Source organism: Streptomyces nigrescens (genome assembly GCF_027626975.1).
GTDB classification, from domain to species: Bacteria; Actinomycetota; Actinomycetes; order Streptomycetales; family Streptomycetaceae; genus Streptomyces; species Streptomyces nigrescens.
On record NZ_CP114203.1, the window covers coordinates 8,576,490 to 8,602,275 of the forward strand.

Genomic DNA, 25,786 nt, shown 5'->3' on the forward strand with positions numbered 1-25,786 from the left:
CACCGGTCGACGGCATCGACGGGCCGGCGTCCCCTCAAGGGCGTCCCGGCGCGGCGATGCGCGCGGAGACGCACGGATCCTCGTTGCGGAATCCGAGGCGGTTGTAGAGCCGTTCGGCGGGGGAGTTGTCGGCGAGCTGCCACAGCGTGCAGAACCCGTACCGGCGTACGGCGTACCGGGTCAGCCACGCGGTCAGCGCCGCACCGAGCCCCTGACCGCGCTGCCTCGCGTCCGTCGCGACCGACGCCATCAGGGGAGCGCCGCTGTCCCGCAGGCTGCTCAGGGCGCCGCAGGCCACCAGCCGTCCGTCCGTGTCGCGGATGCCGGTCCACAGGCTGACGCCGGAGGAGCCGGGGCCGGTCGAATGGGCGGGGCTGTGCTCGTTGAGGAAGGCGAGCAGCTCCCCGTGGTGAGTCTCGTCCAGCTCGATCACCCGCTCCTCGGCCCGTTGGACGGGCGGTTCCTCCAGCGTCCACCGGAAGACCCACTCGACGACATCGGTCACCGCGAGGTGGCGGCCGACCAGGGCCTCGGTACCTAGAGGGCCGGTGAACTCCCTTACGTCATCGGGGAGTTCATGCGCGGCACGGAGGACGAGCCCGGCGGCGGGAACCGCGTCGCCGACGCTCCACAGATGTCCGCGGGCGTCGTCGAGCCAGGCGGCGGCACCGTCGCCGGACCAGCTGATCCGGTCGGCCGGTTGCTGCCGCGCGGCGCCGAAACGCAGCAGGGCGGAGCCGGCCTGGCGCTCCAGACCCTGCCGGAACAGGTCTGCGGTCCGGGGAGGAAGAGTCGTTGCCTGCATCGCTCTCTCGGGAAGGACGTAGCGGGAGGGCGACGGCCCGGACACGCGCAGGGCGCAGCCGGAACCGACCGTTTGGGGTGTGGGGGAGTCCCGGCAGGGGCTGCGCAGGCGGCGCGCCCGGCTGACCGGGACGCCCACTGTTGCACACCGCCCCTGGCCCGAGGCAAATCCGGGGCCCGGGCGGCGAATGCGTACCGGGAATTGCGGCGGAAGCAACCGGGGAATGGCCCCGCCGACCGGCACCGTTCACCACGGACCACCCCGCGGACCGTGCCCGCGACTGCCTGTTCTCCCACGGCGTGACCAGCGGGGTGGCGGGGGCGGGGAGCACGTTCTCGACCCGCCGGCACGCCGACCTGCCGACTCGCCGGGGAATGGTGGTGTTGATCACGGTGCGGGCCGGTGTGCGTCCCTGTCGCCGGCATCAGTGGTCCGGGGCGCCGCGGGCGCGGTCCGGCGCGACTGCGCGGCCGCCCTGATCCGGGGAACATGGAAGCACTGCTGGGTGCGGTGGACACGGGCCGCAGTCCGAACCCGGCGGGGCCGCATACCGCGCTCACAGGCGGAGGAGGTGCCTGGGATGGGTACAGCAGGCCCCTTCGGCCCGGCGGGCGCCCAGCCGCCTCCCGGGGAGCCGCAGCGCAGCGGACTGCTGGACCTGCTCAGCGTCGCGGCGGTGCTGCTCGACGCCGAGGGACGGATCGTGCTGTGGAGCCCGCAGGCCGAGAAGCTGTTCGGGTACACCGCGCAGGAGGCGCTGGGCCGGTACGCCGGGCGGCTGCTGGTCCATGAACAGCAGCTGGACCTGGTGGTCAGGCTCTTCACCGAGGTGATGGCGACGGGCGAGAGCTGGGCCGGCGCCTTCCCCGTCCGGCACAAGGACGGCAGCACCCGGCTGGTCGAGTTCCGCAATATGCGGCTGCTGGACGACCGGGGTGACTTCTACGCCCTGGGCATCGCCACGGACGAGGAGATCCTGCGCCAGGTGGAACGGGATGTGGCCCTGTCCACGCGGCTTGTCTCGCAGTCCCCCATCGGACTGGCCGTCCTGGACACCGAGCTGCGCTATCTGGCCGTCAACCCGGCGCTGGAGCGGATGAACGGCGTCCCCGCCGAGGACCATCTGGGCCGGTCGGTGCGTGAGGTGCTGCCGTTCCTGGAGACCGACGCCATCGAGGCAGCCCTGCGGCAGGTCCTGGAGTCCGGCACGCCCCTGGTCGACGAGCACACCGTGGGACGCACACCCGCCGACCCCGACAACGATCATGCCTGGTCGGTCTCCTACTACCGGCTGGAGGACCCGGGCGGGCGGGTGCTCGGGGTGGCCGGCCTCTCGGTGGACGTCACCGACCGGCACCGCGCGGCCACCGAGGCGGCCCGCGCCCGGCGACGCCTGGCCATGATCGCCGACGGGTCGGCCCGGATCGGCACCACGCTGGAGGTGGAGCAGACCGCCCGCGAGCTGGCCGACGTCGCCGTCCCCGACCTCGCCGACGTGGCGGCGGTGGACATCCTGGATTCCGTCCTGGAAGGCCGTCCACCCCAGACATCCGGCGCCCGCCATGCGCTCTTCCGGGCCCTCGCGGTCAAGGCCGCCTACCCCACGGAGGCGGTCCGCGCCGCCGACCCTCCCGGCCACCTCGCCAGCTACGGACCCGACCGGCTGGCCACCCGGTGTGTGCGTACCGCCCGCCCCATCCTGATACCCCACGTCGACGAGCGGGACCTGGCCCGTATCGCCCGTGACCCCGAGGCCGCCGCCCTGCTGGCCCGCGCCGGCATCCACACCTATCTCACGATGCCGCTGATCGCCCGCGGTGAGGTGCTCGGTGCCCTGGGCCTGACCCGCGCTCGCAACCCGCTGCCGTTCGACGAGGACGACCTCGCGCTGGCCGCCGAACTGGCCGACCGCGCCGCGGTGTGCATCGACAATGCCCGCCTGTACCAGAGCCAGCGCAACGCCGCCCTCACCCTCCAGCGCAGCCTGCTCCCCGCCCACCCACCGCACCAGAAGGGCCTGGAGATCGCCACCCGCTACCAGCCCGCCGGCACGACCAGCGAGGTCGGCGGCGACTGGTTCGATGTGATCCCCCTCAGGGCGGACAAGACCGCGCTCGTCGTGGGCGATGTGATGGGCAGCGGCATCGACGCCGCCACCACCATGGGACGCCTGCGCACCGCCACCTCCACCCTGGCCGACCTCGACATCCCGCCGACCGAGGTGCTGCGGCACATCGACAAGATCACCGCCGGTCTGGATCAGTACGCCACCTGCGCCTACGCCGTCTACGACCCGCACCACGCCGTCTGTCACATCGCCGTCGCCGGACATCTGCCGCCGGTGCTGATGCGCACGGGCAAGCCCCCGGAACTGCTCGACCTGCCGATCGGCGTACCCCTCGGGGTCGGTGGTGTGCCCTTCGAAGAGGCCACCTTCGGCGTGCGCCCCGGCGACCAGCTGGTCCTTTACACGGACGGGCTGGTCGAGACCCGCCACGACGCCATCGACGAGCGCCTGGCGCTTCTCCTGCACCTTCTCGACAGTCCGGACCGTTCACTGGAGGACACCTGTGACCGTCTTCTTGACGCACTGCGCGATCCGGACGATCCCGATGACGTCGCCGTCCTCATCGCCCGGGCCCGGAACCAGGGAGAGGCTGCCTAGATACGGCGGATCCGGGCGGCCAGCGCGTGCCCGATGCACACATAGACGACGGCGGGCAGCCCGTAGTTCAGCACGGTCCGCAACCAGTCGGCGTCCATGGTGAACAGATCGTGCGACCACCCGGCCAGCCAGCCGGCCGCGTCATGGACAAAGTTGACCAGATCATTGGCGCGGTTCGCGTCGACGAGGGCGAACAGGATCCACAGACCGAGGATCAGCGCCGTCAGGTCTGCGAGGACGACGACGACCTTCGCTGCTTCGTTGCTGCGGTAACGAGCGCGTGAGGACATGCACAACGCGTTGCCGCTTTCGGCCGCTTGAAACGCCGCCGTGGACGCCCGCCGCAGTTCCGGGCGTCGTCCTTCGATGCAGTCCGTGTGCGGTCGGTGACCGGTCCGGCTGATCGTCCAGTTACCCGGCCGACTCCTGGTCCGTCCGGGTCAGGCTCGCGATGTGGGCGCGGTAGGCAGCGACTTCGGCCTCGGTCAGCGCCAGGCGGCCGGGGCCGGGCTGGCCGGCCGGCAGCTCGGTCGACTGGACCGCCGCCCGGTAGAGGGGGCCGGGAAGGTTCAGCAACAGCTGCCCCTGTTCGGCGGTTTCGATCACCAGCCACGAGTCCGCGTTGTCGTCGTGAACATCGGTGACTCCGATGGTGCTGATAGCGGTTACGGTCAGGACCGGAGGTATTTCGCTCATACCACCTCCCTACCAGCCGTCGCCTGTCACGGCGAATCGCCGAAGTGGGGTGGACTCCCCCGGAGGAGAGCCCACCCCACAGCGCAACAGGAAGCCGGTCGGCGTCCGGTCACTGACCCGTCGTGCCGGGCCTGGTCCCCGTCCTAGCGCAGGAGGTCGGCCAGGTACCCGCCGCCGGTGTGCACCCCGCCGTTCGGCCGGTGGTGGTCCCACCTGTGGTGATCACGCTTGTGGTGGTCCCGCTTGTGGTGATCGCGCTTGTGGTGCTTCTTCTTGCGGTGGTCCTTCTTGTGATCGTCCTTCTTGTGGTGTCCGTGCTTGCACTTGCGGTGGTCGTGGTCGGAGCTGCTCGACGCGACGTGGTCCGTGGTGTGAGCCTCGGCCGCGGTCGCGGTGGGAGCGGCGACCGCGAACATCGCGGTGATGACGGCGGAGGCGAACAGAGTGCGGGCACTGCGCATGGACATGTTCCTTTCGGCCTGCTGCGAAGGGCGACACCCTGTCGGCCTTCTGCGGCGCAGTAGTGATATGACACGCAGCCAGTTGCATTGTCACGGCGCACCACTTGAGAGGATCGAATCCGGGTGAATAATTGAGCTTTATGGGTGGTGTGAGCGCGCCGTCGGCATCGGCGGTGTGCGCAGGAAAAGGGCATGAGCATGACGGCTCGCCGCTGGTGAGGGGATGTCTCACGGGACGGAAGACGACAGGGAAACGATGCTTCCGGGGCGCTGATCTGCACGGCATTCGCCGGAAGTGGGTGCGGCCTCGTCACGGTGAATAGCAATTTCCGGCCGCGAGAGCTCACATTTTTTCTCAATTCACGTCACGTCGGGATTCGGTTCGGCAATTGACCGGTTGCAATCTGCTGTTTTCGGTCATCGGGCGAAGGTCCCCGGGGGGACGGTGGATTCCCGCAAGGCCGGAGACGCTAGGGCGTTTCCGGGGTGAACGGCTCGGTGCCGGCGATCAGCAGGGCGACATCGTCGGGGTCGTCGGGACGCCGCAGTTCGCGCAGGAGCCGGTCGCAGGTGTCCTCCAGGGAGCGGTCGGGGGCGTCCAGCAGGCGGAGCAGGGTGTCGAGCCGTTCGTCGAGGGAGTGGTGGCGGGTCTCGACCAGTCCGTCGGTGTAGAGGACGAGTTGGTCGCCGGGGTCCAGGACGAAGGTGGTGGTCTCGAAGGGGACGCCGCCCACTCCGAGCGGTGTGCCGGTGGGCAGGTAGAGGAACTCGGGGTGCTTGCCGCTGCGTACGAGGGCGGGGGGCAGATGGCCGGCGGTGGCGATGTGCAGCGTGGAGCGGTGGGGATCGTACGCGGCGTAGACGCAGGTGGCGATGTAGTGCTCCAGCCCCGAGGTGATCTTGTCGAGGTGCTGGAGTACCTGGGCGGGGTCGAGGTCGAGGTCGGCGAAGGCGCAGGTGGCGGTGCGCAGACGCCCCATGGTGGCGGCGGCGTCGATACCGCTGCCCATGACGTCGCCCACGACGAGGGCGGTCTTGTCGCCGTCGAGCGGGAGGACGTCGTACCAGTCGCCGCCGATCTCGTAGGTAGCCTGCGCGGGCCGGTACCGGGAGGCGAGCTGAAGACCGGGACGGTGCGGCGGGTGGTCGGGCAGCAGGCTGCGCTGCAGGGTCTCGGCGGCGTTGCGCACGCTCTGGTGTGAGCGGGCGTTGTCGATGCACACGGCGGCGCGGGAGGCCAGTTCGGCGGCGAGGGCGAGGTCGTCCTCGTCGAAGGGCGGTGAGTTGAGTGCCCGGATGAGCCCCAGGACGCCGAGGATATGGCCGCGCGCGGTGAGCGGGGCCAGCATGTAGGAGTGCACCCCGGCGCGGGCCAGCAGGGTGGCGGCGTGGTCGTCGCGGGCGATGCGCGCCAGGTCACGGGCATCGGCGTGGGAGACCAGGATCGGGCGGCCGGTGCGGACGCACTGGGTGGCCAGGCGGTCGGTGTCGTAGGCGGCGATATGGCCGGGCGGATCGGCGGCGCGGACGGCTTCGGTCGGGTAGGCGGCCTTCACCGCGAGGGCGCGGAAGAGCGCCGGGCCGCTGTCGCGGGTGGGGCGGTGCTCGTCCAGGACGGAGTCGAGGACATCGACCGTCACCACGTCGGCGAGCTCGGGAACGGTGACCTCGGCCAGTTCCCGGGCGGTCTGTCCCACCTCCAGGGTGGTGCCGATCCGGGCGGAGCCGTCGGCGATCAGGGCCAGCCGCTGCCGGGCCTCGGCGGCCTCCCTGGCCGCCTGGTACCGGTCGGTGACATCCACCACCAGATCGGCTACTCCGAGCACCCGCCCATGGGGGTCCTCCAGCCGGTACAGCGAGATCGACCAGGCGTGCTCATGGTCCGGGTCGGAGGGGGTACGGCCGACGACCGTGGCCTGGTCGACCATGGGGACCCCGGTTTTGAGGACCTGACGCATCGCGGCCTCGGGCACCTCGAACTTCGCGGCGCTCATGATCTCGCGGTAGTGCCGTCCGAGATGGTCCTTCGCGGGTATGCCGTGCATCCGCTCCAGGGCGGGGTTGACGGCCACGTACCGCAGCTCGGTGTCGAGCATCGCCAGCCCGATGGGGGACTGGGAGATCAGCCGGGTGGACAGGGCGACATCCCGCTCCACCTCGCGCAGCGTCGAGGAGTCGGTGGCGAGCCCGAGGGCGTAGAAGTCGCCGTGGTCGTCCATCAGCCGCATGTTGCGCAGCTCCACCAGCCGCACGGTGCCGTCCTTGTGCCGGACGGGGAAGGTGCCGCTCCAGCTCCGGCCGGTCTCCATGACGCCGGTGAACTTCCCGATGACCAGGTCCCAGTGCTCCTGGTGCACGAGCAGGGGTGCCGCGTACCGCCCGAGCGCCTCCTCGGCGGTGTAGCCGTACAGGTCCTCTGCCTGAGGGCTCCACAGGACGATCCGGCCGTCGGCGTCCAGAAGGACCGCGGCCACACCGAGGAGGTCCATCAGCCCGCTCGGCTGTGGCGGCCTTCCCTGCGGCTGACCGGCACCGGCCGGACGCCCGTCGGCTGCGCTCACCCGGGCACTCCTTCCACCCGACGGACCACGTGGGCTGCCCGCTCGCTCCGGTCCGCGGCCTGTCCACCTCGTTGGCTGTGGCCCTCCCCTTCACTGGTGAGTGCTTCGGCTTCCATGGTCCACCAGGACCGGCCGCCCGCACACCTCGTCCCGCCGGGGCCCGGGCGCCGCCGACCGAAAGTAATCTGACAGCACTTACATAAGCACTGTTACGATGCCGCGCATGACCGAGGACCCCACGCTCGACCCCACCGGCAAGAGCCTCTGGCGGCCGCTGCGACTGCTGCAGGCATCGATGGACGCGGAGATCGCCCGGATCTACGCCGAGGAGCGGATCGCCGGGCTCAAGCCGAGCTACGTCATGGAGCTGCTCCGGCTCCACGCCCGCGGGCCCATGACCATCACCGAACTGGCCGGGTCGGTCGGCCGGACCCACTCCGCACTCAGCCAGAAGGTGGCCGCGATGCGCGCGGCCGGCTGGGTGGAGACCGTGGCGGGCGACGACGCGCGCAGCAAGAAGGTGGCGCTCACGGACCGCGCCCGAGGCATCGTCGGACGGCTGGCCGCGGAGTGGCACGCCACCGAGGCGGCCCTTGCCGAGATCGAGGCCGAGATCCCCTATCCGCTGAGCCGGGTCGTCACCGACATCGAGCAGGTCCTCGCGCGCAAGAGCTTCCACGACCGGATCGCCGAGAAGCTGGCCGAGGACCCCGCATGGGAGTGAAGCGCGCACTGCTCGATGTGACCCCGCTGCGGCGGTCGGCACCGTTCCGGCGGCTGTGGCTCGGCCAGACGCTCTCCCGCCTCGGCGGCCAGATGACCCTCGTCGCCGTGATGTTCCAGGTCTGGCAGACGACGCACAGCACCGTCTGGACCGGGGCCGTCGGTCTGGCCCGGGCCGTCCCCCTCATCGTGCTCGGACTCTTCGCCGGGTCGCTCGTCGACCGCGTGGACCGGCGGACCTTCTACCTGATCACGACCAGTGGCCAAGCCGTTTGTGTGTCCCTGCTCGCCCTGCAGGGCTTCCTCGGGAACTTTCCGACCGCGGGGGTGCTGCTGCTGGTCGCGGTGCAGTCCTGCTTCGCGGCCGGCAGCGGTCCGGTGTCGCGCACCTTCCTTCCGCGTCTGCTGCCGAAACAACAGCTCGCCGCCGGGCTGGCGTTGAACCGGATCGCCTTCCAGGGCGCCATGCTGACGGGCCCGGTACTGGGTGGGCTGATCCTGGGCGGGCTGGGCGCCGGCGGTGTCTACCTGATCGACGCGCTCACCTTCGCCGCCGCGTTCCACGGCGCGTTCGGGCTGCCGCGGATGAGACCCGGCGACGAGCCCGCCCGGCCCGGTCTGCGCGGCGTGGCGGACGGCCTGGCCTTTCTCGTCCGTACGCCGGTCATCCGCGGAGCGCTCCTCACGGACCTGGCCATCACTGTGCTGTCGATGCCGATCAGCCTGTTCCCCCTGGTCAACGCGGAACGCTTTGGCAACGATCCCCGCACGCTCGGACTCTTCCTGAGCGCCGTGGCAGCCGGCGGGGTCCTTGCCTCGCTCTTCGCCGGGACCTTCACCCGCCTCTCCCGCCCCGGTCTCGTCATGCTCGGCGGATCGGCCACCTGGGGCGCGGCCCTCGCCCTGTTCGGCCTGTCGGCCGACCCGTGGACCGGGCCGGCCTTCCTGGTCCTGGCGGGTGCCGCCGACACCGTTGCCGTCGTGTCCCGAAGCACCCTCGTACAGCTGCACACCCCCGATGAGCTGCTGGGACGGGTCAGCGCCGCGGAACAGATCGTCGGACAGGCCGGCCCGGACCTCGGCAATATGCGCGGCGGCCTCATGGCGGACGCCACGTCAGGCACGGCGGCCCTGGTCAGTGGCGGCTTGCTGTGCATCGGCGCGGTGGCGCTGGTCGGCACGACCACACCGGGCCTGCGCTTCAGCCGTTCCCCGTCGCCGTCTCCTGCTCCGGCGCCGTCTCCTGCCCCGGCGCCTGCTCCGTCCCCTGCTCCGGCGCCTTGCCGGGCCAAATGGTGGTCACTATGGGCCAAATGAGGCTGTAGACAAGGACCTTGGTGAGCGGGTTGAGCCAGACGAGGAGCGGAGCACCCTTGTCGAAAGTGCCGGCCAGCACCACCAGACCGAAGATCAAGCCCACGCTGATCGCATAGGCCAGCAGGAATCTGAACCAGGACTTCCAGGCGTCCACAACAGCCGCACGCCCGTGGAGACTTGGGCGGGGCGGAGCGCTGCTCCCGCCGAAGCGGCGGGCGAACCTCGCGTCGGCCCAGCGGACGGTGCGGTGTCCGTAGACGACGGTGAGACCGAGGTAGGCCGCCGACAGGCCGTGCCAGACGGTCGGCCCGGCGCCGTCCCGGATGCTGAGGACGGTGGCCCCCAGCAGTACGACATCGATCAGCGGGACGCACAGCAGCAGCGCGCCACCGAGAATCCGCCGGCCGGCGGCGTAGCGCGCGGCCAGGCCGCCGACGAGGAAGATCCAAAAAAGCACATCACAAGCGAGAATCAAGTAAAAGATGACGCGGCCCCCCAGTGCGCAATTCGATCATTATCGCTCGGGGCGGGCGTGCGGTGGCGTCCGGATCCAGCCAGGCCGGGGCACCCGCCCCGTGGGAGCGGGTCCGCAACGCGCGCATCCAGCCCACAGGGCGTATATGTGAAGCCATCGGAATGACACACCTGGTGCGGTGCGGCAAACCGTGCGGCGGCGTCCGGTCCTTCCGCGTCGCGAGCGCGGCCCGGCAGCAGGAGATGCACTGTGAAAGGCCTGCAACCCACGCTGGCGAAGGTGCCCTGGATCCTCGCGGCGCTGGCCCTCCTGGCCGGCGTGCTGCTGAACCTTTTCGCGCCCGAGCCGTACATGGGACTGCCGCTGCTGGCCGCCGCACCGCTCGTCGCCGGCGCCACGCTCACCTTCCGCTCCGCACTCGCCGTCGTGTGTGTCACCTGTGTGGTCTCGGTGGCACTGGACATCGAGCGGGGGCGTCCGGCGACGCCGCTGTTCGTCGACCTGGCCGTGGTGGGCCTGATCGGCGCGCTGGCGCTCGGGGTCAACCGGCTCATTGTGCGGCAGGGCCGTGATCTGGCGCTGGCCAGGGATGTCGCGGAGGCGGTCCAGCGGGCGGTGCTCCCGGACCCGCCGGCGGAGGCCGGGCCGCTGGCCGTGGCTGCCGGGTACACCACGGCGCAGGCCGAGGCGCGGATCGGCGGGGATTTCTACGCGGTGCAGGAGACGCCGTTCGGGGTACGGATGATCATCGGGGATGTGCGCGGCAAGGGCCTCCAGGCTGTCGCCGCGGTGTCGGTCGCACTCGGGGCGTTCCGTCAGGAGGCCGAATACGCTCCCACCCTGGACGCGCTGGGCCGGCGGATGGACGAGGCGCTGGCCAGAGCGGCGGCCGGGAGCGGTCCGGTGATCTCCAGCGAGGGCTTCATCACCGCCGTGCTGGCCGAGGTCTCCGCCGACGGTGAGGCGCTGAGGCTGATGAACCGCGGGCATCCGCCGCCGTATCTGGTGCACGAGGGGCAGCTCGTACGGCTCGACCCGACCGTCCCGCAGCTGCCCCTCGGGGTGGGGCTGGGCGATATCGCTCCTATGGCCACCGAGCCGGTCGATGTGGTGCCACTGCCCCCGGAAGCCTCGCTGCTGCTGATCACGGACGGGGTCACCGAGGCACGGGACAAGCAGGGCGCGTTCTACGACCCGGTCCTGTCGGGGCGCCTGGGCCGGCGGTTCACCGACCCCGAGACACTGGTGGAGACCCTCACCAAGGACGTCGGCCGCTGGACCGAGGGCGACCACGAGGACGACATGGCCATCCTGGCCGTCACCCGGCGCCGCCCTCCCCACGCCACCTGACCGGTGCCACGCCGCCTGACCGGGAGTGCGCACCCACTAATGGCGGACCGCCTTTTCCCGCGGGTATTCACCGCCCCGGTGCAGGCAGCCGTTGCCGATGCCGATGTCGCACGGCGCGGTCCTCGTCCACCGCGGCACAAGATTGGGCCCGCTCAGGATGCGCGGGTCATGGAGACGATGAGACTTGGTGTATGGCAGAGCAATCCCGAACGCGGGTCCGGTCGTCCACGGCTGCCCGAAAGCGGAAATCAACGCCGGAGAACACCCCTGCGGAGGTGGCGCACCGTGCCGCTGAATTGCTGCAGAGCGTGATCGTCCACCGGACCGAGGGCGTTTCGGCGGTACGGCGGACCGACGACGGCTGGTGTGTCGTGGTGGATGTGCTGGAGCTGGCGCGGATCCCGGACACCACGAGCCTTCTTGCGACGTACGAGGTAAGGCTCGACGACGAGGGCGAACTGCTCGAGTACTACCGGACCCACCGCTACCGACGAGGTGCGGCCGACCAGTGAGCGCGCCGTCCTCACCAGCTGAAAGGGCACCCTAGATGACCACCACGACCTATTCAGGCCTGTCCGGAGAGGTAATTCCCTGCCCGCCCAGGGCCGGAACGTTGTACGACGTGATGGAGCTCATCCTGGACCGGGGGATGGTCATCGATGTGTTCATACGGGTGTCCCTGGTCGGGATCGAGATTCTGAAGATTGATGCCCGCATCGTGGTCGCCAGTGTGGATACCTACCTGCGGTTCGCGGAGGCGTGCAACCGGCTGGATCTGGAGCGGGATTCGGGAAGTGTCACCGTTCCCGAACTCTTCAGCGGCCAGGCCGCCAAAGGCATCGGAAAACGCAAGGTGAAGGACGCCGCCAAATCCGTTGGCGAAACCGTCCGTTCGGCGGTGGGAAAGGGCGACGACTCGGATGACGATGCGGACGAGGAGGAAGCGCAGCCGCAGCGGCGGCGGCGTAGTTCCGCCCGGTCCGGAGCTGCTTCCCGCCGACGGCGCTCAGAGGAGGAATGACCCGTGACGGACGACGGTATCTACGTTTACGGCATCGTCCGGACCGATCGCCCGTTGCCCTCGCATGTGGGTGGAGTGGGGGATCCCCCAGGAGTCGTGGAAAAAATCGTGGAGGGGCGGGTCGCCGCGGTCGTGAGCCAGGCGCCGCCGCAGCTGCGTGCCCGCCGCCGCGACCTTTTGGCGCATCAGGAGCTGTTGCTGGCCCTGTCCGAGGGCGGGCCGGTCCTGCCCATGCGCTTCGGCATGGTGGCGCCGGACGAGACGGTGATCCGCCGTCAGCTGGCCGATGCCGAGGAGCGCCATCTGGCGGCGCTGGAAAGCCTCGCGGGCCGGGTCGAGATCAATGTCAAGGCGATGCCGGCCAACGACTCGCTTGCCGCGCTCGTCAAAGGGGACGCCACCATCCGCGGGCTGCGCGAAGAGGTACGTCGCCGGCCGAGCTACGAGGCCAATATGCGGCTGGGAGAGGCGGTGGCGACCACGCTGTCGCGCCGGGCCGCCGAAGCGGGACAGGAAATCGTGCGGGAGCTGAAGCCCTGGGCGCATGCGGTCTGCCCGGGGCCGGAGGTGTCCGGATGCCAGGTCAATGTCTCGTTCCTGGTGGACCGGAGCGACAGCGCCGAATTCGCCGCGGAGGCGGAACGTCTCGCCCAGGACCGGCGCGAGCGCGTCGAACTGCGGGTGGCGGGACCGTTGCCCTGCTACAGCTTCCTGGAGCCGCAGGTGCTCGCGGGAAGGGCGGGAGGATGACATGGGGCTGATCAGCGGAGTGCTCACGCTGCCGCTCGCCCCCGTGCGGGGCGTGGTCTGGGTGGCCGACCAACTCGCCCAGGCGGCCGACCGCGAGCTGCACGACCCGTCCGTCGTCCGCGCCCGGCTCGCCGCGCTGAACCAGGAGTACGAAGCCGGTCACCTCAGCAAAGCGGCGTTCGAACGCGAAGAGGACCAGCTGCTCGACCTGCTGTACGGGAGATGACCGGCGCTCCGGAGCCGCGTCCCGCCCCGTACGCGACGAAGAGGAATGAGTGACCACGTGACCGACGTCGATTACAGACAGGCCGCTCCTCCGGCCAACGGTCCCAGCACCGCGAACCTCGCCGACATCCTCGAACGCATCCTCGACAAGGGCATCGTCATCGCCGGGGACATCAAGATCGACCTGCTGGACATCGAGCTGCTCACCATCAGGCTGCGCCTGTTCGTCGCGTCGGTGGAGACGGCCAGGAAGGCCGGTATCGACTGGTGGGAGACCGACCCCGCGCTCAGTTCCAAGGCGGCACGGAGTGAACTGCGCGAAGAGAACGACCGGTTGCGTGAGCGCATCGAAGCGCTGGAGTCCGGCGATGACGGTGCTGCGTCCTCCTCCCGGACGGCTTCCCCCTCCTCCCGGACGAAGGACGAGGCAGCGTCATGACGACGGAACAACTCGGCACCTCGGAGAGCGCCACCTCGGAGAGCGCCACCGCCGCCGAGACCGCGACCTACGTCTATGCGGTGAGCCGCCGACTGGACCCGGCCGCCCTCAGCGGGCTCGCGGGCCTCGCCGAAGGCTTCCCCGTGCGCACACTGCCGCTCGGCCCGCTCACCGCGGTCGTCCAGCACGTACCGGCCGCCGAGTTCACCCAGGACGCCTGGCAGCAGCGGCTGTCGGACCGTGCCGAACTGGAACGCTGCGCACGGGCTCACCACGAGGTGGTGACGGCGGCCGCCGCCTGCGGGCCGACGGTACCGCTGCCGCTGGCCACCCTCTACCGCGGGGACGAACGGGCACAACAGGTCCTGGGCGCGGACCGGGACCGCTTCGCCGCGGCGCTGGCCCGTATCGAGGGCCACGCCGAATGGGGAGTGAAGGTCAGTCTCCCGACGGCCGCTCCCGAGCCTCCCAGGGTTGGATCCCCAGGGAGCGGCGGTGGACCGTCCGGCGGGGCGGGCCGTGCCTACCTGGATCGGAAACGGGGGCTGCACCGGGCGCGGGAGCAGCACCACGACCGTGCGTTGCAGACCGCCGAGGACATCGACGCCGCCCTGAGCCGTCTGGCCACCGCCACCCGCCGGCTTCGCCCGCACACTCCGGAGATGACCGGGGAGCGGCACCGCCTGCAGGTGCTCAACGCCGCGTACCTGGTGACGACCGTGCGGGAGAAGGAACTGCTCGCTGCGGTGGAGACCTTGCGGCACCGTACGGGAGCAGAGGTCGAGGTCTCGGGCCCCTGGGTGCCGTACTCCTTCGTCGGGGAGGTGTGAGCCGTGTCCATTCGCGAGCCCGTCCCCTGGGACACCCCGGGCCCGCTCTCCGGGCCCATCGGGGTGCCGCTGGTCGACCTTCTGGACCGCGTCCTGTCCACCGGGGTCGTGGTCAGCGGGGACCTGGTCATCGCCATCGCCGATGTGCCGCTGATCCGGCTCTCCCTGCACGCGCTGCTCTCCTCGGTCAGCGAACGGGTGCCCGCACCGTGGTCGGACGGAGGTCCGCTGTGACGGGAAGAACGGGTACGCCCGAGAGCAGAATCGACCTCGACCGTGAGCAAATGGGCCGCGATCTGGTCTCGTTGGTGCTCACCGTGGTGGAGCTGCTGCGGCAGCTGATGGAACGGCAGGCGATCCGCCGCGTGGAGCAGGGCGACCTGAGCGATGAGCAGGTGGAACACATCGGGGAGACGCTGATGCATCTCGAAGCGCGGATGACCGAACTGTGCGAACAGCACGACCTCCGTCTGGAAGACCTCAACCTCGATCTGGGCCCCTTGGGATCCCTCCTGCCCCGGAACTGAGACGACCAGCGGCACCTGCCAACTCCCTTGCCGCCGCGCCTACTTATCCTGGATTTTCCGGTACGCCGCACGAGGCCCTGAGCTGGCCGAGCCGAGCCGAGCCATCAGCTAACTCGGGGAACATCACCCTGATTACGGAACGTGCTCAGTCGCTTACCCCTTTCGGCATACCCGTCGGCCGATCGGGGCAGGGAAAGGCCCGGGAACAGCGGGGTTCGGCCGGCAGAGGGAGGGAGCGGCATGCCCACGGATACGCACGTCCGGCACGCGGTGGTGATGGGGGCGGGCATGGCGGGTCTTGCCGCCGCCCGTGTCCTGGCCGACAGCTTCGAGGCCGTCACCGTCATCGAACGCGACACGCTTCCGAGTGCGTCCGCACCCAGGGCCGGCGTGCCGCAGGGGCACCATGTCCATGGCCTCCTGGCCCTCGGTGCCGAGGTGTTCGAGGGGTACTTCCCCGGGCTGCGGGCCGAGCTGGAACAGGCCGGTGCGCCGGTGTGGGACTGGGGTGAAGGGCTGTGTGCCGTGCTGCCCAACGGAATCCCGCCGTCCACACCGATGGGCATGCCGATCCAGACCTTCTCCCGTCCCCTCCTGGAGCATGTTCTCCGCCAACGGGTGACGGCGCTGGGGCCCGTCACCTTACGGGACGGACTGACCGTCATCGGCCTGCGCACGGCCGCGCCCGGGAAGATCACGGGGGTGCGCGTCAGGGACGGCGGCGGCGAGGACGAGATCGCCGCGGACCTCGTGGTGGACGCCTCGGGCCGCTCCTCCCACCTGCCGCAATGGCTGGCCGCCCTCGGTCTGCCCCATCCCCGTACGACGACCGTCGATGCTCAGGTCGGCTATGCCTCACGCACCTACTCCTACCCGGAAGGGCAGGCACCGCCCTCGTGGATGGGCGTGCTGCACCCCCTGCGGGCCCCCGACTTCCACAAGGGCTGTTACGCGATCCAGATCGAGAACAATGCTCTCCACGTCACCCTGCACGGAGCCAACGGAACCCAACTGCCCCACAACGACGACGACTTCCTCTCCTTCGCCAAATCACTGCGCGGGCCTGTCGCCGACACCATCGCCTCCCTCACCCCCACCTCCGCCGTGCGCCGCTACGCCCGTACGGTCAACCGAAGGATCGCCTACCACCGCCTCGCCCGCTGGCCTGAGGGGCTGATCGCCCTGGGGGACTCGGTGTGCACCTTCAACCCCGCCTACGGACAGGGCATGACCGTCGCCGCACTCGAAGCCCGTCTCCTGGAGCAGATGCTCGGCAACAGGCGCGCCGGCACTCCCCTCGACGGACAGGCCTTCCAGAAGCGGCTGGCCCGCGTCACCGCCTCCTCATGGCTGATGGCAACCACCCCCGACCGGGCCTGGGAGCAGTCGCGGCTCTCCTGGCACGTCAAGGCCGGCAACTGGTTCATGAACCGCCTGATCGACACCGTCCCCCATGACCCGCAGCTCTATACCGCCTTCTCCGGCCTCTTCCACATGACTGCGGGGCCCCTGACGCTGGCCGACCCACGGCTGCTGTCCCGCGTCCTCATCGGCCCCCGCCCAGTAGGACGCCCGCGCACGACCACGGCCTGAATCACCGGCATCGAGGCTGCGGCAACCCGCCGTTGAGGCAGGCGACTTGTGGATACACGCAGCAACAACCTGGGGGACACATGGACGAGGGGAAGGCAGCCCTCTACGCCGCCGTCATTGGCTTCGCAGCAGCCATCATGGGAGCCGCAGCAGGAGGATGGGCCAGCTGGCGGGCAGCTCGCCACAGCGCCGATGCCGCGGTACAAGCCGCCCTCGCGCAGGTTACTGGACAAGCCGCCAACGAGCTTGCTCAGTGGATCAGGCAGGAGCGTCGACAGGTCTACGGGGAGGTGATCACTGCCTACGCTCAGATGGGTCACATCCTCGTCAGGCTGGGTGAGGCGCCGGCGAACGACGCACTCGAAGCCGCCTACCAAGTCGAAGCCGACAAGGTGCGAATCGCCGCCCACACTGTTCGGCTATTTGGCCCCGGCAGCGTCAACGCCGCAGCCCAGGAGTTCATCCAAGCCACACATGAAGCGAGGAACGCCATTCATGTGTGGACTAGAAAGACGGCCAGCGGCTCTTCGGACCTACTAGAGGCGGAGGAAGCCGCCGCAGAGGCGCAGCGATCCATGGGGAGGAGCTATTCCGTCTTCGTGGCAGCCTGCCAGGAAGTGCTTCTGACACCACAGGGCGAAGACGCCGCGTAACCAGGCTGCTGCCAGGACGCCCTCAGTGGGGCATTTCCAACCTGGTTGAGCAGCGCGCAGCACGGCTGACATTGCTCCTCCCGTACGCTTCCCCTCCGACGTGCTCCACGAGGTCAGCGCCGTTCCAAGGCCGCCGACCGATCGGTGGGGCCTCGTGGATCGGTCGAGCTGTCGGGCACGAGCTCAACCGGACGGCGTTACGGAGGACCACACGCCGAACCACTGCTCGGCGCCGTACTCCTCGAACCGCTCCACCTCGGTGAACCCCAGCTTCGCCGCGAGGCGCATCGCGCGGTCGTTGGCGGTCTGGGTGCAGAGCACCACCGGCTCGCTGGGAAGCGCGCCGGTGAACCAGTCGAGTGCCGCTGCGCACGCCTCGGCGGCGTACCCGCGTCCCCACGCCTCCGGCAGGAACATGTAGCCGAGGGCGGGCTCCCCGGCCTCCGGACGGACGTGACCCGGATGCTCGGCCCCGCGCCGATCGAACGTGATCATGCCGATCATCGCTCCGTCGAGATCGACCACGAAAAAGCCAGGGCGCCGCCCGGGCACTTCAGGCACGGCGCGATCGAGCTCATCACGTGTGCGAGGGCCACCAATGTAGGTGCCCACCTCCGGCGAGGCGAACAGCTCGATGAACGCCGCACGGTCCCGGGCCTCGGACTCGCGGAGCACGAGCCGCTCGGTCCTGATCGGGGCAGGTGGCCAGGCGACGGGGCCGAGCTCAGTCATGGCGGCCAACTTAGCGCAAGCCCTGGTCCGCGCGGTCATTCGGTGGCGGTGGCGGGTGCGTCGTCCCAGGCCAGTGAGGACATCCTCCATCCTGACGGGGTCCGGATGAACTGGGTGGTCTTGTGGCCGGTGCCCTCGAACCACTCGCCGTGGTGGAAGCCGGACTTGCGGTATTCGCTGAAGCGGTGCGCGATCGATCCGGAGATCTCGGTCCGTTCGGCGACCTCCCATTCGCAGAACTCCGTCAGCGTGCCGTCGGTGAGCATCTTCTGCCGGGGCTCGATGAACGCGTCGAGGTCGTAGATCACGGGCTCGTCCCCGACGTTCGCGATGATCCGGCCCTGCGGAATGAAGACGTCGCGGATGACTCCCAGGTCGGGCCGGCTGTCGCCGGTGTTGGTGAAGGCGCCGGTGAACACGCGCATCAGCCGATCGAGTTCGGCCTGGACGCGGGAGCCGGACGCTTCCCCGGGAGACGGCCATTCTTCGGCGAGGACCGACCAGACTTCGCTGTCCTGTCGTGCACCTCGGTACGAAGAGCGCTGCCGCAGCACGCCGTCGCGGGTCATGCCCAGTCGGCGGGCGACGTCGATGCTGCGGGTGTTGCCCGCCGCGACCCACCATTCGACGCGGCTCATCCCGCGTTCCTGGAAGGCCCAGTCGATCAACATCCGGCAGGCCCGGGTCACCAGGCCGCGTCCCTCCCCGGCCTGCTCCAGCCAGCAGCCGATCTCGCACACTCCGGAGGCGCTGTCGAAGTGGGTGAACATGACGCCGCCGACCAGCGTGCCGTCCAGCCAGATCCCGTAGATCCGGCCGGTGTCCTGGGCCAGACGGTCGGCGTAGCGCTGGAGGGTGGCCGTGGCCGAGTCGAGGTCGGTGCTGAACGTCGCCCAGGGTATCCACGGGTCCACGGAGGTCCGGGCGCGGTCGATATGGGCGAGGAACTCCTGTGCCTGCCAGGGCTCCAGGGGACGGAGTCGGGCATGGTCGCCGAGCGGCAGGGTGAACATGGGAGCCTCGCTCTCTGGGTCCATAACAAGCGTTCGGTACGTAAGCTAGCAGCATGCCGCCGCCCGCACCCGGAGACCGTGAAGCCCGCCGCAAGGACGTATCCGAGGCGGTGTGGCACGTACTCGCCGACAAGGGGTTCGGCGGGCTGACCCTGCGTGCCGTCGCCGCTGCGATGGGGGTCTCGACCGGGATGCTCATGCACTACTTCCCGACCAAACGGGCCCTGATCACGCACGCGTTGGACCTGCTGGAGAAGCGCACCGCGGAGAGGCCCCGCCGCGCGCGTCCCGCCGCGGGCCTCGCCACCGTGCGCGCCATACTCCTGGACATCCTGCCGCTGGCCCCGGACGACACCGCACGCAACCGCATCTGGGTCAGCTCCTGGGACCTCTCCCTGGCCGACGACGGGCTGACCACGGAACAGGCCGACCGCTACACCCGGCTGCGCTCGGCGATCCGCCCGCACCTCGACGCCGCACGTGACCTCGGCGAGCTCCCCGCAGCGGCCGACCCGGACCAACTCGCCGCCGCTGCCGTCGCCTTCACCCACGGACTCGTCGTCCAGGCCCTCTTCGACCCCGGCCGATTCCCCCAGGACGTACAGATCACCATGCTCGACGACTTCCTCGCCTCGACCGCGCTGCCCCGGCCCGACGGCGGCAGCCGACCGGCCCCTGGTGCCGGCGCACGGTCTTACTGATCACTTCGGAGTGCGGTGCGCCGTCGTCTCCGGCAGATGATGCCGCAGGCGAGGTCCGGGGCAGGCCCGCCCGTGTGGCGGCGGTGCTCATGCGTGACTCGCCCTCGCGCGGCGGCTGTTGACCAGGGCTGCTCCCACGAGCGAGATGACGCCGCCGATGAGTCCGAGGAGGCTGGGAAGCTCCCGGAGGAAGACGAACGAGACGACGATCGTGATGAGCGGCAGGGCATACAGACCCGACGTCGACGCGGAGACGTCAAGCCTGGCCAGGGCGTAGTTCCACAGGAGGTAGGCCACCGCGGCGGGGAAGATGCCGAGGTACACCATCATCAGGACGCTGCCGGTCGTGGCCGAAGCCAGCTGACGGGTGAGGTCGCCGGCGAACGGCAGCATCATCAGGGTGCCGGGGATGGTGACGTACACGTTGAGTTCCATGGCCCCGTAGCGCTCCAGGAGCGGTTTGGACAGGACGAAGTACAGGCTTTCGGCGAGGGCGGCGGCGAGAACGTAGAGCGTTCCGGTGTTGATCTGGAGCCCGGTCTGATCGGCGAAGAGCATGACGACCGTGCCGGCGATGCCGACGCCGATGCCGATCCAGCCGACCACCGCCACGCGCTCCCTGAGGATCGCGGCGGCCAGCATGATGCTGAACACCGGTACCTGGCCGACCAGGAAGCTGGCTGTTCCCGGACTGACGGTCTGCTCGCCGAAGTTCACGCCCAGGTTGTAGATCACGATCAGCAACAAGGCGCACAGCAGCAGCAAGGGCACGTCCCGGGCCGCGGGAAGCCGCAGCCGTTCGCGACGTATCCGTGCGGTCACCACCCACACGACCAGCAGTCCGCACGAGGCGACGAGGAAGCGGAAGAGGGCCATGGGGCCGGGGGTGAAGTCGTGCAGGGCGGAGCGGATACCGACGAACGCGGACGCCCACAGGGCCAGCGCTCCGGCGAGGGCGAACCAGACCATCGAGGTCTTGGTACCGACGTGTGTGGGGGTCTGCTCGATGGTCATGAGCGAGTCCTGTCTACAAGTATTCCGCCGAGGAGGGCGTGCGTGTTCTTCCGGCGCGTGCTCGGGTCCACCCCTCCACGCCGGTACCGGTCGAAGCTGTGCAGGTGGTCGGGGAGGTCCGCCGGCAGCCGTGCGGCGTCCACGGTGACCGGCAGCCAGCGGATCCGGCGGCCCGTTTCCCTGGTCACCCGGGTGAGCTGGTCGTAGGCGCCGGCGAGGGGACAGGTCGACCAGTCGGACAGCGAGGGGGTGATCAGCAGCAGGGCGGTTCTGGCGGGCAGAGTGGCCTCCACCAAGCGTGCCGTGTCGTGCTCTCCGTAGGCGGTGCGCAGCCCCAACGTCGCCAGCTCGGAGGCCAGTTCCGCCGCGGCGCGGTCGTCGTCCGGTGCGTGCCAGATGTGGACGTCGGGCGGTTCGTGCCCGGCGAAGCCGTCGTTCAGCAACAGGCGTTCCTGCCGCAGCCGTTCGTCGTCGATGTGCTCGTCGACGACCGCGACCCGGTCATCCAAACGAGTCGGCAGGTCCTGTCGGGAGAGCGCCCAGACCCCGACGGCAGCCGGGTCCCACTCGTGCAGGTTCGCGGGTACGGGACGGGCCATCCGGATGCCGCGGCGGGCGGGCGGGGCCGCGCCGGGCCGCGCGCGTGCGATACGGCGCGCCAGGAGCGCGACGAGCAGGTCCCGGTCCGCTTCGCGTTCGGCGGCCACCCGCACGGTCAGTCCTTCACCCGGTGCGCGCGTCGCGGTGACCCGGACGGAGTGGTGGTCGTCCGTGAGGGCCGTGAGCTCGTGGCGCCCGGCGGCCCAGCGCCGGAACAGGGTGGTGTTCAGGACGTCGGACAGCACCTCTGCCGGACTGTGGTCCACGTCCTGCGCGTAGCGCAGTTCCTCGGCCGGCCCGGCGGGGTACCCGGCCGACGGGGCGTCAGGTGTCTCCGGCAGGGCGTCCACCACGCAGAGCCTCCCGGGATGCATCGTGCCGCGGACCCAGGCCCGGCCACTGCGCACCAGCTGACAGCCGACCAGGCTCGCGGTCGTCCTTGCCGACGCGTGACGGCTCCCGGTGACCGTGGGCGTGTCGCGCAGCAGCCGCTCGACGGTGGGCAACAGGTGCAGGTCATCTTCCGCTGCGGCCGTGGCACCCACGCACAGGTCGGCCAGTTGCCGGAGCCAGGGCGTGTCCAGAGCGGCCACCCGTGCTCCGTAGAGCGCGAGTTCGCCCGCGTCGGCGCTCCGCACCAGCTCCGCCTCGGCCCAGCCCTCCGGCTTGGGCCGCGTCGGCAGCGCGGCACCCAGATGCCGGGTCGCTTCGGTCAGGGTCAGATGGCCGGCACCTGCCCGCCGGGCGTCGCGGAGCGCGTCGCGCACGTAGGCGGACACGGGCCGCTCCGGCGGGGCGGCGGCGGTGGGGGCGAGCGGCCAGATACGGACTTCCTGTCCGTCCGCGTCGGTGCCCGCGAGAAGGGCGGCGGTCGGGGAGGCTTCGAGGCAGCCGGTCCACCCCGGGTAGGCATCTTCCCGGCGCCACAGCAGCCGGCCGGTACGGGCGTCCCACACGCCGATGCTCTGGTCGTGCGAGAGCGTCGCGATGACCTCGCCGTCGCTGCTCGCGGTGACCCGTGCGACCGCACCGCCGTGCCCGTCGATCAGCTCGCGGGGGCGCAGCGTCCGCGCGTCCCACAACCGCACCCGGCCGGCGGCGTTACCCGTGGCCAGGCCGCCACGCCACCAGCACACCGTCCAGACGCTTCCCGGGCCGGCCGGGGCCGTGCGCACGGTCCAGTCGGTGGCATCCCAGACGGTGAGGTCCGCGCCGCGGCCCGTCCCGGCCAGTGAGGCGCCGTCGGGCGACCACGCCAGGCTGAGGAACACGCCGTAGGGGCTGTGCAGGGGCGGGGCGGCGGGACGGCCGTACCGGTCGGTGACGACGATCCGCCGGTCGCCGCCGGCGGCGGCGAGCCGCTTGCCGTCCGGAGACCAGGCGACGGCGTTGACCCACCGCCGGTTGCGCTGCGGGGTGGCCTGGCGCTCGCCGGTGGAGCTGTCCCACACCACGGCCGTCCCGTCCTCCGCGCCGGAAGCCAGCAGGGTGTCGTCGGGGGTCCAGGACAGGGACCGCACCGCTCCGTCATGGCCGCGCAGGGTGAGCAGCAGGTCCGCGGTGCCCTCGCGGGGCCGCCACACCTTGATGAGGCCGTCGTTGCCTCCGGTGGCGAGGCGTTGTCCGTCGTGTGACCAGGAAAGGGCGCAGAGCCCTGCGGGGTGGGCGTGCCAGCCGGCTGCCGCCGGCGGGCACACCCCGGTCCTCTCGGTCATACACCGGCCCCGACGGGCTCCGGTGCGGGCAGTTCCAGGGCGGTGGTGGTCTTGCCTCCCCAGTCCACGGTGGTCCCGTCGACATCCACGTCGTAGAGGTAGCGGCCCAGCACGCTGTTGACGATGACGCCGCTGCGCCACGCCATCCCCGCGAAATTGGGGTCGATCCAGCCGTGGGTGTGCAGGGACATGTTGTGGGCGAAGATCCGGTGGTCCGGCGGCCCGTCCCACTGCAGCGAGAAGTCCTCGTTGACGACGACCTGTCCGTCCTCGTCGCGGACGAGCCGGTCGGAGAGCTGGTCGAGGATCGCGGGAGTCTCGTGGTTGAAGCCGGTCGCCAGGATGACGATATCGGCCTCGATCGCCTCGGTGCCCTGCGGGCCCTCCATCGTGAGCAGCCACCCCGAGGCCGCGGGGGAGACGCGGGTGAAGTGCCGGTCCACCAGCATCCGGTAGCCGAGCCGCCGGTCCTGGAGGAAGTCCGTCTCGTACAGCCGCCGGTAGATGGACTCCAGCAAGGGCTGCAGGATGGCGTCGCTGGAGAGCTTCTGCTGGGGCAGCAGGCGCTGGCGCTCGGTGCGGGACTGCGCGTGGAAGTACCGCGTATAACCGGGTACGTACAGCTCGTTGGCGAACGGGGACTCGTCGAACGGTGCGAAGTTGCCGCGCCGGGTCACCCAGGTCACTTCGGACGGCAGCCGGGAGTCGTCGCCGATGAGGTCGTCGAAGATCTCCGCGCCGGTCTGCCCGCCGCCGATCACCGCGACGCGTTTGCCGGTGATGTCGATGTCGCGCAGCAGGTACTCGCTGCCGTGGAAGACGGTGCTGCCGAGATGGGGGCGGGCGCCTTCGGGGACGAAGGGGGCACGGCCGACACCGAGGATCACGTCCTTGGCGCGGTAGGTGCCCCGGTTGGTGCCGGCGACGAAGGCGCGGCCGTCGAAGTCCAGGGACCGCACATCGGTGCCGAAGCGGAGGGTGTCGAGGTTGGCGCAGATCCACTTGAAGTAGTCGTTGAACTCACGGCGTTTGACATTCGGGTGGTCGGCCACGACGAACCGGTTCAGCCTGCGGCTGCGCGAGAGGTAGTTCAGGAACGAGTACTCGCTGGTCGGATCGGCCAGGGTCACGCAGTCCTTGAGGAAGGGCGACTGGAGCGTGGCGTGCCGGAAGAGGAGACCGGGGTGCCAGTCGAAGGCTTCCTTGCGGTCGATGAAACGCGCCGTGACGGCGTCCTTCGGCAGCAGTGCCGCGGTACTGAGGTTGAAGGGTCCGATTCCGATGCCGAGGACGTCGAGGTCTTCGGTGGAGCCGGCTCGGTGGGTGTGGTGCTCAGACACGGTCGCTCCTCAGGTGGCACACGGGTGCTATCTCATTGGCGGTGAAGGTCTTCTCCGGCTCCGCGGGCGCGGTGGCGGTGGCGGTGCGGCGGCCGTTCTCCCGGCCGAGGTCGGCGAGCCGGGGGCGTCCCGCCCGGCCGAGTGCCGTCCACAGGCGCTGGGCGACGACCGGCATGAAGGGCTCGGCGAGGAGGGCGAGACCGGTGAGCCAGGCCGTGCCACCACCGTCGGCCGGTGACGCCGCCAGCCAGTCGTCGAGGACCCGGACCGCGGCGGGCAGGGACACCGCCGCGCCGGGCCGCAGGCTCTCTCCCTGCTGGTGGACGGCCCGCACGATCCGCTCGGTGTCCTGCGCGGTGAGGACGCCGTCCGTGTCGGACGCCAGGGCCTCGGCAGCGGCGAACTGGGTGCGGACCCGGTTGACGCTGTCGACGAATGCGGCGATGGCGAAGTTGTCACTGCCGGACGTGAGATCCACATGGCTGAGGTGGTAGCGCAGTTCGTCCGCCGTCGCCGACGTGCGGGAGAGGAGTTCGTGCAGCCAGATGCCGTGCTTGCGGCTGGTGGAGCACTTCTCGCCCTCGAAGTCGAGGAAGTAGTTCGTGACCATGTGGTCGAACGCCTTGAGCTCGCCGTGGGACGCGGCGATCGCGTGGCTGGCGGCGACTCCGCCGATGGCGTTGTCGATGCCGAACAGTCCGACGGTGATGACACCGGAGTCGCGGTGGAAGGCGTTGACCTCGGTGCCGTGGCGCCGGCGGTACACCTCTCCGCAGTAGAGGCTGAAGCCGAAGTAGGGGTTGCTCAGCACTCCTTCGGGCCCGGCCAGCTCACTGGGGATTCCCCAGTCGCCCGGCTGTGAAAGCCGCACCGCACCCTTGGTCTGCCGCAGGTAGGTGGCCGCGATATCGGCGAAGTCGGCTGCCACGTCAGAGGCGTGGACGGCGTCGATGACGTCCTCGACGGACGGCGGGCTGAGGTACCAGCTGTCGAAGTCCTCCCACTCCAGAGGGCCTTCGTCCAGCCGCGAGTGCGGTTCGAGGATCTCGGCCGGCTGGTAGTGGTAGCCACAGGCCTCACAGGCGTTGCCGCCGCCGGGCGTATGGCACTGGGGGCAGGTGCCCTTCAGCCACACACCGATGACATGGCGGCCGGTGTCGCGTGAGCGGGGCGTGGGGTCCGGTACCTTCCTGGCGGTGCCGGCGTCGGCGAGCCGCTTCAGCAGTTCTTCGTGCACCCGTTGGTAGGGCTCGGCGTGGTCGTCGTCGAGGGGGCTGATCCACTCGTCGAGTTCCACCCCGAGGCTGCGCAGGTCGTCCCCGATGAGCGCGTGGAAGCGCCAGCAGGTCTCCGCCGGTGTCCGGTCGGCGTCGAGCGCGTCGAGGAGGATCCAGTTCTCGTACGCGTCGCTGCCGCTCATCACGGACACCTGGTGGCCCTCGCGGCGCAGGTGGCGCGCGAGCACATCGGCACGGAGGTAGGCGCCGGCCGCATGCCCGATGTGCAGCCGCCCGTTGGGCGTCGGATGCATGGGCACGATCAGATAGCGCTGTGGTGCCTGGGTTTCGCTGGTCATGTCA

27 protein-coding genes are annotated in these 25,786 nt (G+C 70.2%); 15 read left to right on the forward strand and 12 right to left on the reverse strand.

The window, feature by feature from the left end:
* Positions 1-34: 34 nt before the first annotated feature.
* Positions 35-805, reverse strand: a complete 771-nt coding sequence (locus tag STRNI_RS37650) for a GNAT family N-acetyltransferase (RefSeq protein ID WP_148590760.1) — start codon at positions 803-805, stop codon at positions 35-37.
* 580 nt (positions 806-1,385) lie between these two features.
* Here STRNI_RS37650 and STRNI_RS37655 point away from each other — a divergent pair.
* On the forward strand, positions 1,386-3,470 hold the full coding sequence (locus STRNI_RS37655; RefSeq protein WP_277412849.1) for a SpoIIE family protein phosphatase: 2,085 nt from the start codon (positions 1,386-1,388) through the stop codon (positions 3,468-3,470).
* On the opposite strand, the gene STRNI_RS37660 is transcribed toward STRNI_RS37655, so the two are convergent.
* The 4 genes from STRNI_RS37660 to STRNI_RS37675 all read right to left on the reverse strand — a co-directional run bounded on the left by STRNI_RS37660 (position 3,467) and on the right by STRNI_RS37675 (position 7,188).
* A complete protein-coding gene (locus STRNI_RS37660; protein WP_148588762.1) occupies positions 3,467-3,760 on the reverse strand; it encodes a hypothetical protein in 294 nt (97 codons plus the stop codon). The two genes, STRNI_RS37655 and STRNI_RS37660, sit on opposite strands and share 4 nt — an antisense overlap.
* A gap of 121 nt (positions 3,761-3,881) precedes the next feature.
* Positions 3,882-4,166, reverse strand: a complete 285-nt coding sequence (locus STRNI_RS37665; protein WP_148588761.1) for a hypothetical protein — start codon at positions 4,164-4,166, stop codon at positions 3,882-3,884.
* Between the two features lie 143 nt (positions 4,167-4,309).
* Positions 4,310-4,627, reverse strand: coding sequence for a hypothetical protein (locus STRNI_RS37670; RefSeq protein ID WP_159491291.1), 318 nt, complete (start codon positions 4,625-4,627; stop codon positions 4,310-4,312).
* Between the two features lie 470 nt (positions 4,628-5,097).
* Entirely contained in the window at positions 5,098-7,188 is a 2,091-nt protein-coding gene (locus STRNI_RS37675) for a SpoIIE family protein phosphatase (protein WP_229838384.1), read from the reverse strand.
* Between the two features lie 223 nt (positions 7,189-7,411).
* On the opposite strand from STRNI_RS37675, the gene STRNI_RS37680 reads away from it, so the two are divergent.
* Both STRNI_RS37680 and STRNI_RS37685 read left to right on the forward strand, forming a co-directional pair.
* Positions 7,412-7,912 carry a MarR family winged helix-turn-helix transcriptional regulator gene (locus STRNI_RS37680; protein ID WP_277412850.1) on the forward strand — a complete coding sequence of 167 codons (501 nt, stop codon included), beginning with the start codon at positions 7,412-7,414 and terminating at the stop codon, positions 7,910-7,912.
* Entirely contained in the window at positions 7,903-9,228 is a 1,326-nt protein-coding gene (locus tag STRNI_RS37685) for an MFS transporter (protein ID WP_277412851.1), read from the forward strand. Before STRNI_RS37680 ends, STRNI_RS37685 begins: the two co-directional genes overlap by 10 nt.
* Here the strand turns inward: STRNI_RS37685 and STRNI_RS37690 are convergent.
* Positions 9,113-9,685 (reverse strand): hypothetical protein, encoded by a 573-nt coding sequence (locus STRNI_RS37690; RefSeq protein WP_174876491.1) that lies wholly within the window; start codon positions 9,683-9,685, stop codon positions 9,113-9,115. The two genes, STRNI_RS37685 and STRNI_RS37690, sit on opposite strands and share 116 nt — an antisense overlap.
* 288 nt (positions 9,686-9,973) lie before the next feature.
* Here STRNI_RS37690 and STRNI_RS37695 point away from each other — a divergent pair, with 288 nt between their 5' ends.
* The 11 genes from STRNI_RS37695 (at position 9,974) to STRNI_RS37745 (ending at position 17,091) form a co-directional block, all read left to right on the forward strand.
* On the forward strand, positions 9,974-11,053 hold the full coding sequence (locus STRNI_RS37695; RefSeq protein ID WP_277413377.1) for a PP2C family protein-serine/threonine phosphatase: 1,080 nt from the start codon (positions 9,974-9,976) through the stop codon (positions 11,051-11,053).
* A 191-nt stretch (positions 11,054-11,244) separates the two neighbouring features.
* Positions 11,245-11,565: a gas vesicle protein GvpO gene (locus STRNI_RS37700; protein WP_093637963.1), complete on the forward strand. Its 321-nt coding sequence runs from the start codon at positions 11,245-11,247 to the stop codon at positions 11,563-11,565.
* Positions 11,566-11,600: 35 nt separating this feature from the next.
* Positions 11,601-12,074: a gas vesicle protein GvpJ gene (gvpJ, locus tag STRNI_RS37705; RefSeq protein ID WP_093637960.1), complete on the forward strand. Its 474-nt coding sequence runs from the start codon at positions 11,601-11,603 to the stop codon at positions 12,072-12,074.
* Between the two features lie 3 nt (positions 12,075-12,077).
* On the forward strand, positions 12,078-12,824 hold the full coding sequence (locus STRNI_RS37710) for a GvpL/GvpF family gas vesicle protein (RefSeq protein ID WP_159491297.1): 747 nt from the start codon (positions 12,078-12,080) through the stop codon (positions 12,822-12,824).
* A gap of 1 nt (position 12,825) precedes the next feature.
* Positions 12,826-13,050, forward strand: a complete 225-nt coding sequence (locus STRNI_RS37715; protein ID WP_148588757.1) for a gas vesicle protein GvpG — start codon at positions 12,826-12,828, stop codon at positions 13,048-13,050.
* A 57-nt stretch (positions 13,051-13,107) separates the two neighbouring features.
* Positions 13,108-13,488: a gas vesicle protein gene (locus tag STRNI_RS37720; RefSeq protein WP_174876492.1), complete on the forward strand. Its 381-nt coding sequence runs from the start codon at positions 13,108-13,110 to the stop codon at positions 13,486-13,488.
* Complete coding sequence (locus STRNI_RS37725) at positions 13,485-14,318, forward strand: GvpL/GvpF family gas vesicle protein (RefSeq protein WP_266439798.1); 834 nt, start codon at positions 13,485-13,487, stop codon at positions 14,316-14,318. The genes STRNI_RS37720 and STRNI_RS37725 overlap by 4 nt, the downstream gene beginning before the upstream one ends.
* Positions 14,319-14,321: 3 nt before the next feature.
* The gene (locus tag STRNI_RS37730) at positions 14,322-14,552 is read left to right on the forward strand and encodes a gas vesicle protein (RefSeq protein ID WP_159491303.1); all 231 of its coding nucleotides are present in this window, start codon (positions 14,322-14,324) and stop codon (positions 14,550-14,552) included.
* A complete protein-coding gene (locus STRNI_RS37735; RefSeq protein ID WP_262037897.1) occupies positions 14,549-14,845 on the forward strand; it encodes a gas vesicle protein K in 297 nt (98 codons plus the stop codon). Before STRNI_RS37730 ends, STRNI_RS37735 begins: the two co-directional genes overlap by 4 nt.
* A gap of 240 nt (positions 14,846-15,085) precedes the next feature.
* The gene (locus tag STRNI_RS37740) at positions 15,086-16,438 is read left to right on the forward strand and encodes an NAD(P)/FAD-dependent oxidoreductase (RefSeq protein WP_277412852.1); all 1,353 of its coding nucleotides are present in this window, start codon (positions 15,086-15,088) and stop codon (positions 16,436-16,438) included.
* A gap of 80 nt (positions 16,439-16,518) precedes the next feature.
* The gene (locus STRNI_RS37745; RefSeq protein WP_277412853.1) at positions 16,519-17,091 is read left to right on the forward strand and encodes a hypothetical protein; all 573 of its coding nucleotides are present in this window, start codon (positions 16,519-16,521) and stop codon (positions 17,089-17,091) included.
* A gap of 183 nt (positions 17,092-17,274) precedes the next feature.
* Here STRNI_RS37745 and STRNI_RS37750 read toward each other — a convergent pair whose 3' ends face one another.
* Positions 17,275-17,823, reverse strand: a complete 549-nt coding sequence (locus STRNI_RS37750) for a GNAT family N-acetyltransferase (protein WP_266439803.1) — start codon at positions 17,821-17,823, stop codon at positions 17,275-17,277.
* 35 nt (positions 17,824-17,858) lie between these two features.
* Entirely contained in the window at positions 17,859-18,836 is a 978-nt protein-coding gene (locus STRNI_RS37755; protein ID WP_277412854.1) for a GNAT family N-acetyltransferase, read from the reverse strand.
* 53 nt (positions 18,837-18,889) lie between these two features.
* Between STRNI_RS37755 and STRNI_RS37760 the strand changes: the two genes are divergently transcribed.
* A complete protein-coding gene (locus STRNI_RS37760; protein WP_277412855.1) occupies positions 18,890-19,537 on the forward strand; it encodes a TetR/AcrR family transcriptional regulator in 648 nt (215 codons plus the stop codon).
* Positions 19,538-19,624: 87 nt separating this feature from the next.
* Here STRNI_RS37760 and STRNI_RS37765 read toward each other — a convergent pair whose 3' ends face one another.
* The 4 genes from STRNI_RS37765 to STRNI_RS37780 are packed head-to-tail and all read right to left on the reverse strand — an operon-like array spanning position 19,625 to position 25,782.
* Positions 19,625-20,551 (reverse strand): DMT family transporter, encoded by a 927-nt coding sequence (locus STRNI_RS37765; protein ID WP_277412856.1) that lies wholly within the window; start codon positions 20,549-20,551, stop codon positions 19,625-19,627.
* Entirely contained in the window at positions 20,548-22,866 is a 2,319-nt protein-coding gene (locus tag STRNI_RS37770; protein WP_277412857.1) for a WD40 repeat domain-containing protein, read from the reverse strand. The genes STRNI_RS37765 and STRNI_RS37770 overlap by 4 nt, the downstream gene beginning before the upstream one ends.
* Positions 22,863-24,206, reverse strand: coding sequence for a lysine N(6)-hydroxylase/L-ornithine N(5)-oxygenase family protein (locus tag STRNI_RS37775; RefSeq protein ID WP_109887141.1), 1,344 nt, complete (start codon positions 24,204-24,206; stop codon positions 22,863-22,865). The genes STRNI_RS37770 and STRNI_RS37775 overlap by 4 nt, the downstream gene beginning before the upstream one ends.
* Positions 24,199-25,782, reverse strand: a complete 1,584-nt coding sequence (locus STRNI_RS37780) for a class I tRNA ligase family protein (protein WP_277412858.1) — start codon at positions 25,780-25,782, stop codon at positions 24,199-24,201. The genes STRNI_RS37775 and STRNI_RS37780 overlap by 8 nt, the downstream gene beginning before the upstream one ends.
* Between the last annotated feature and the right edge of the window lie 4 nt (positions 25,783-25,786).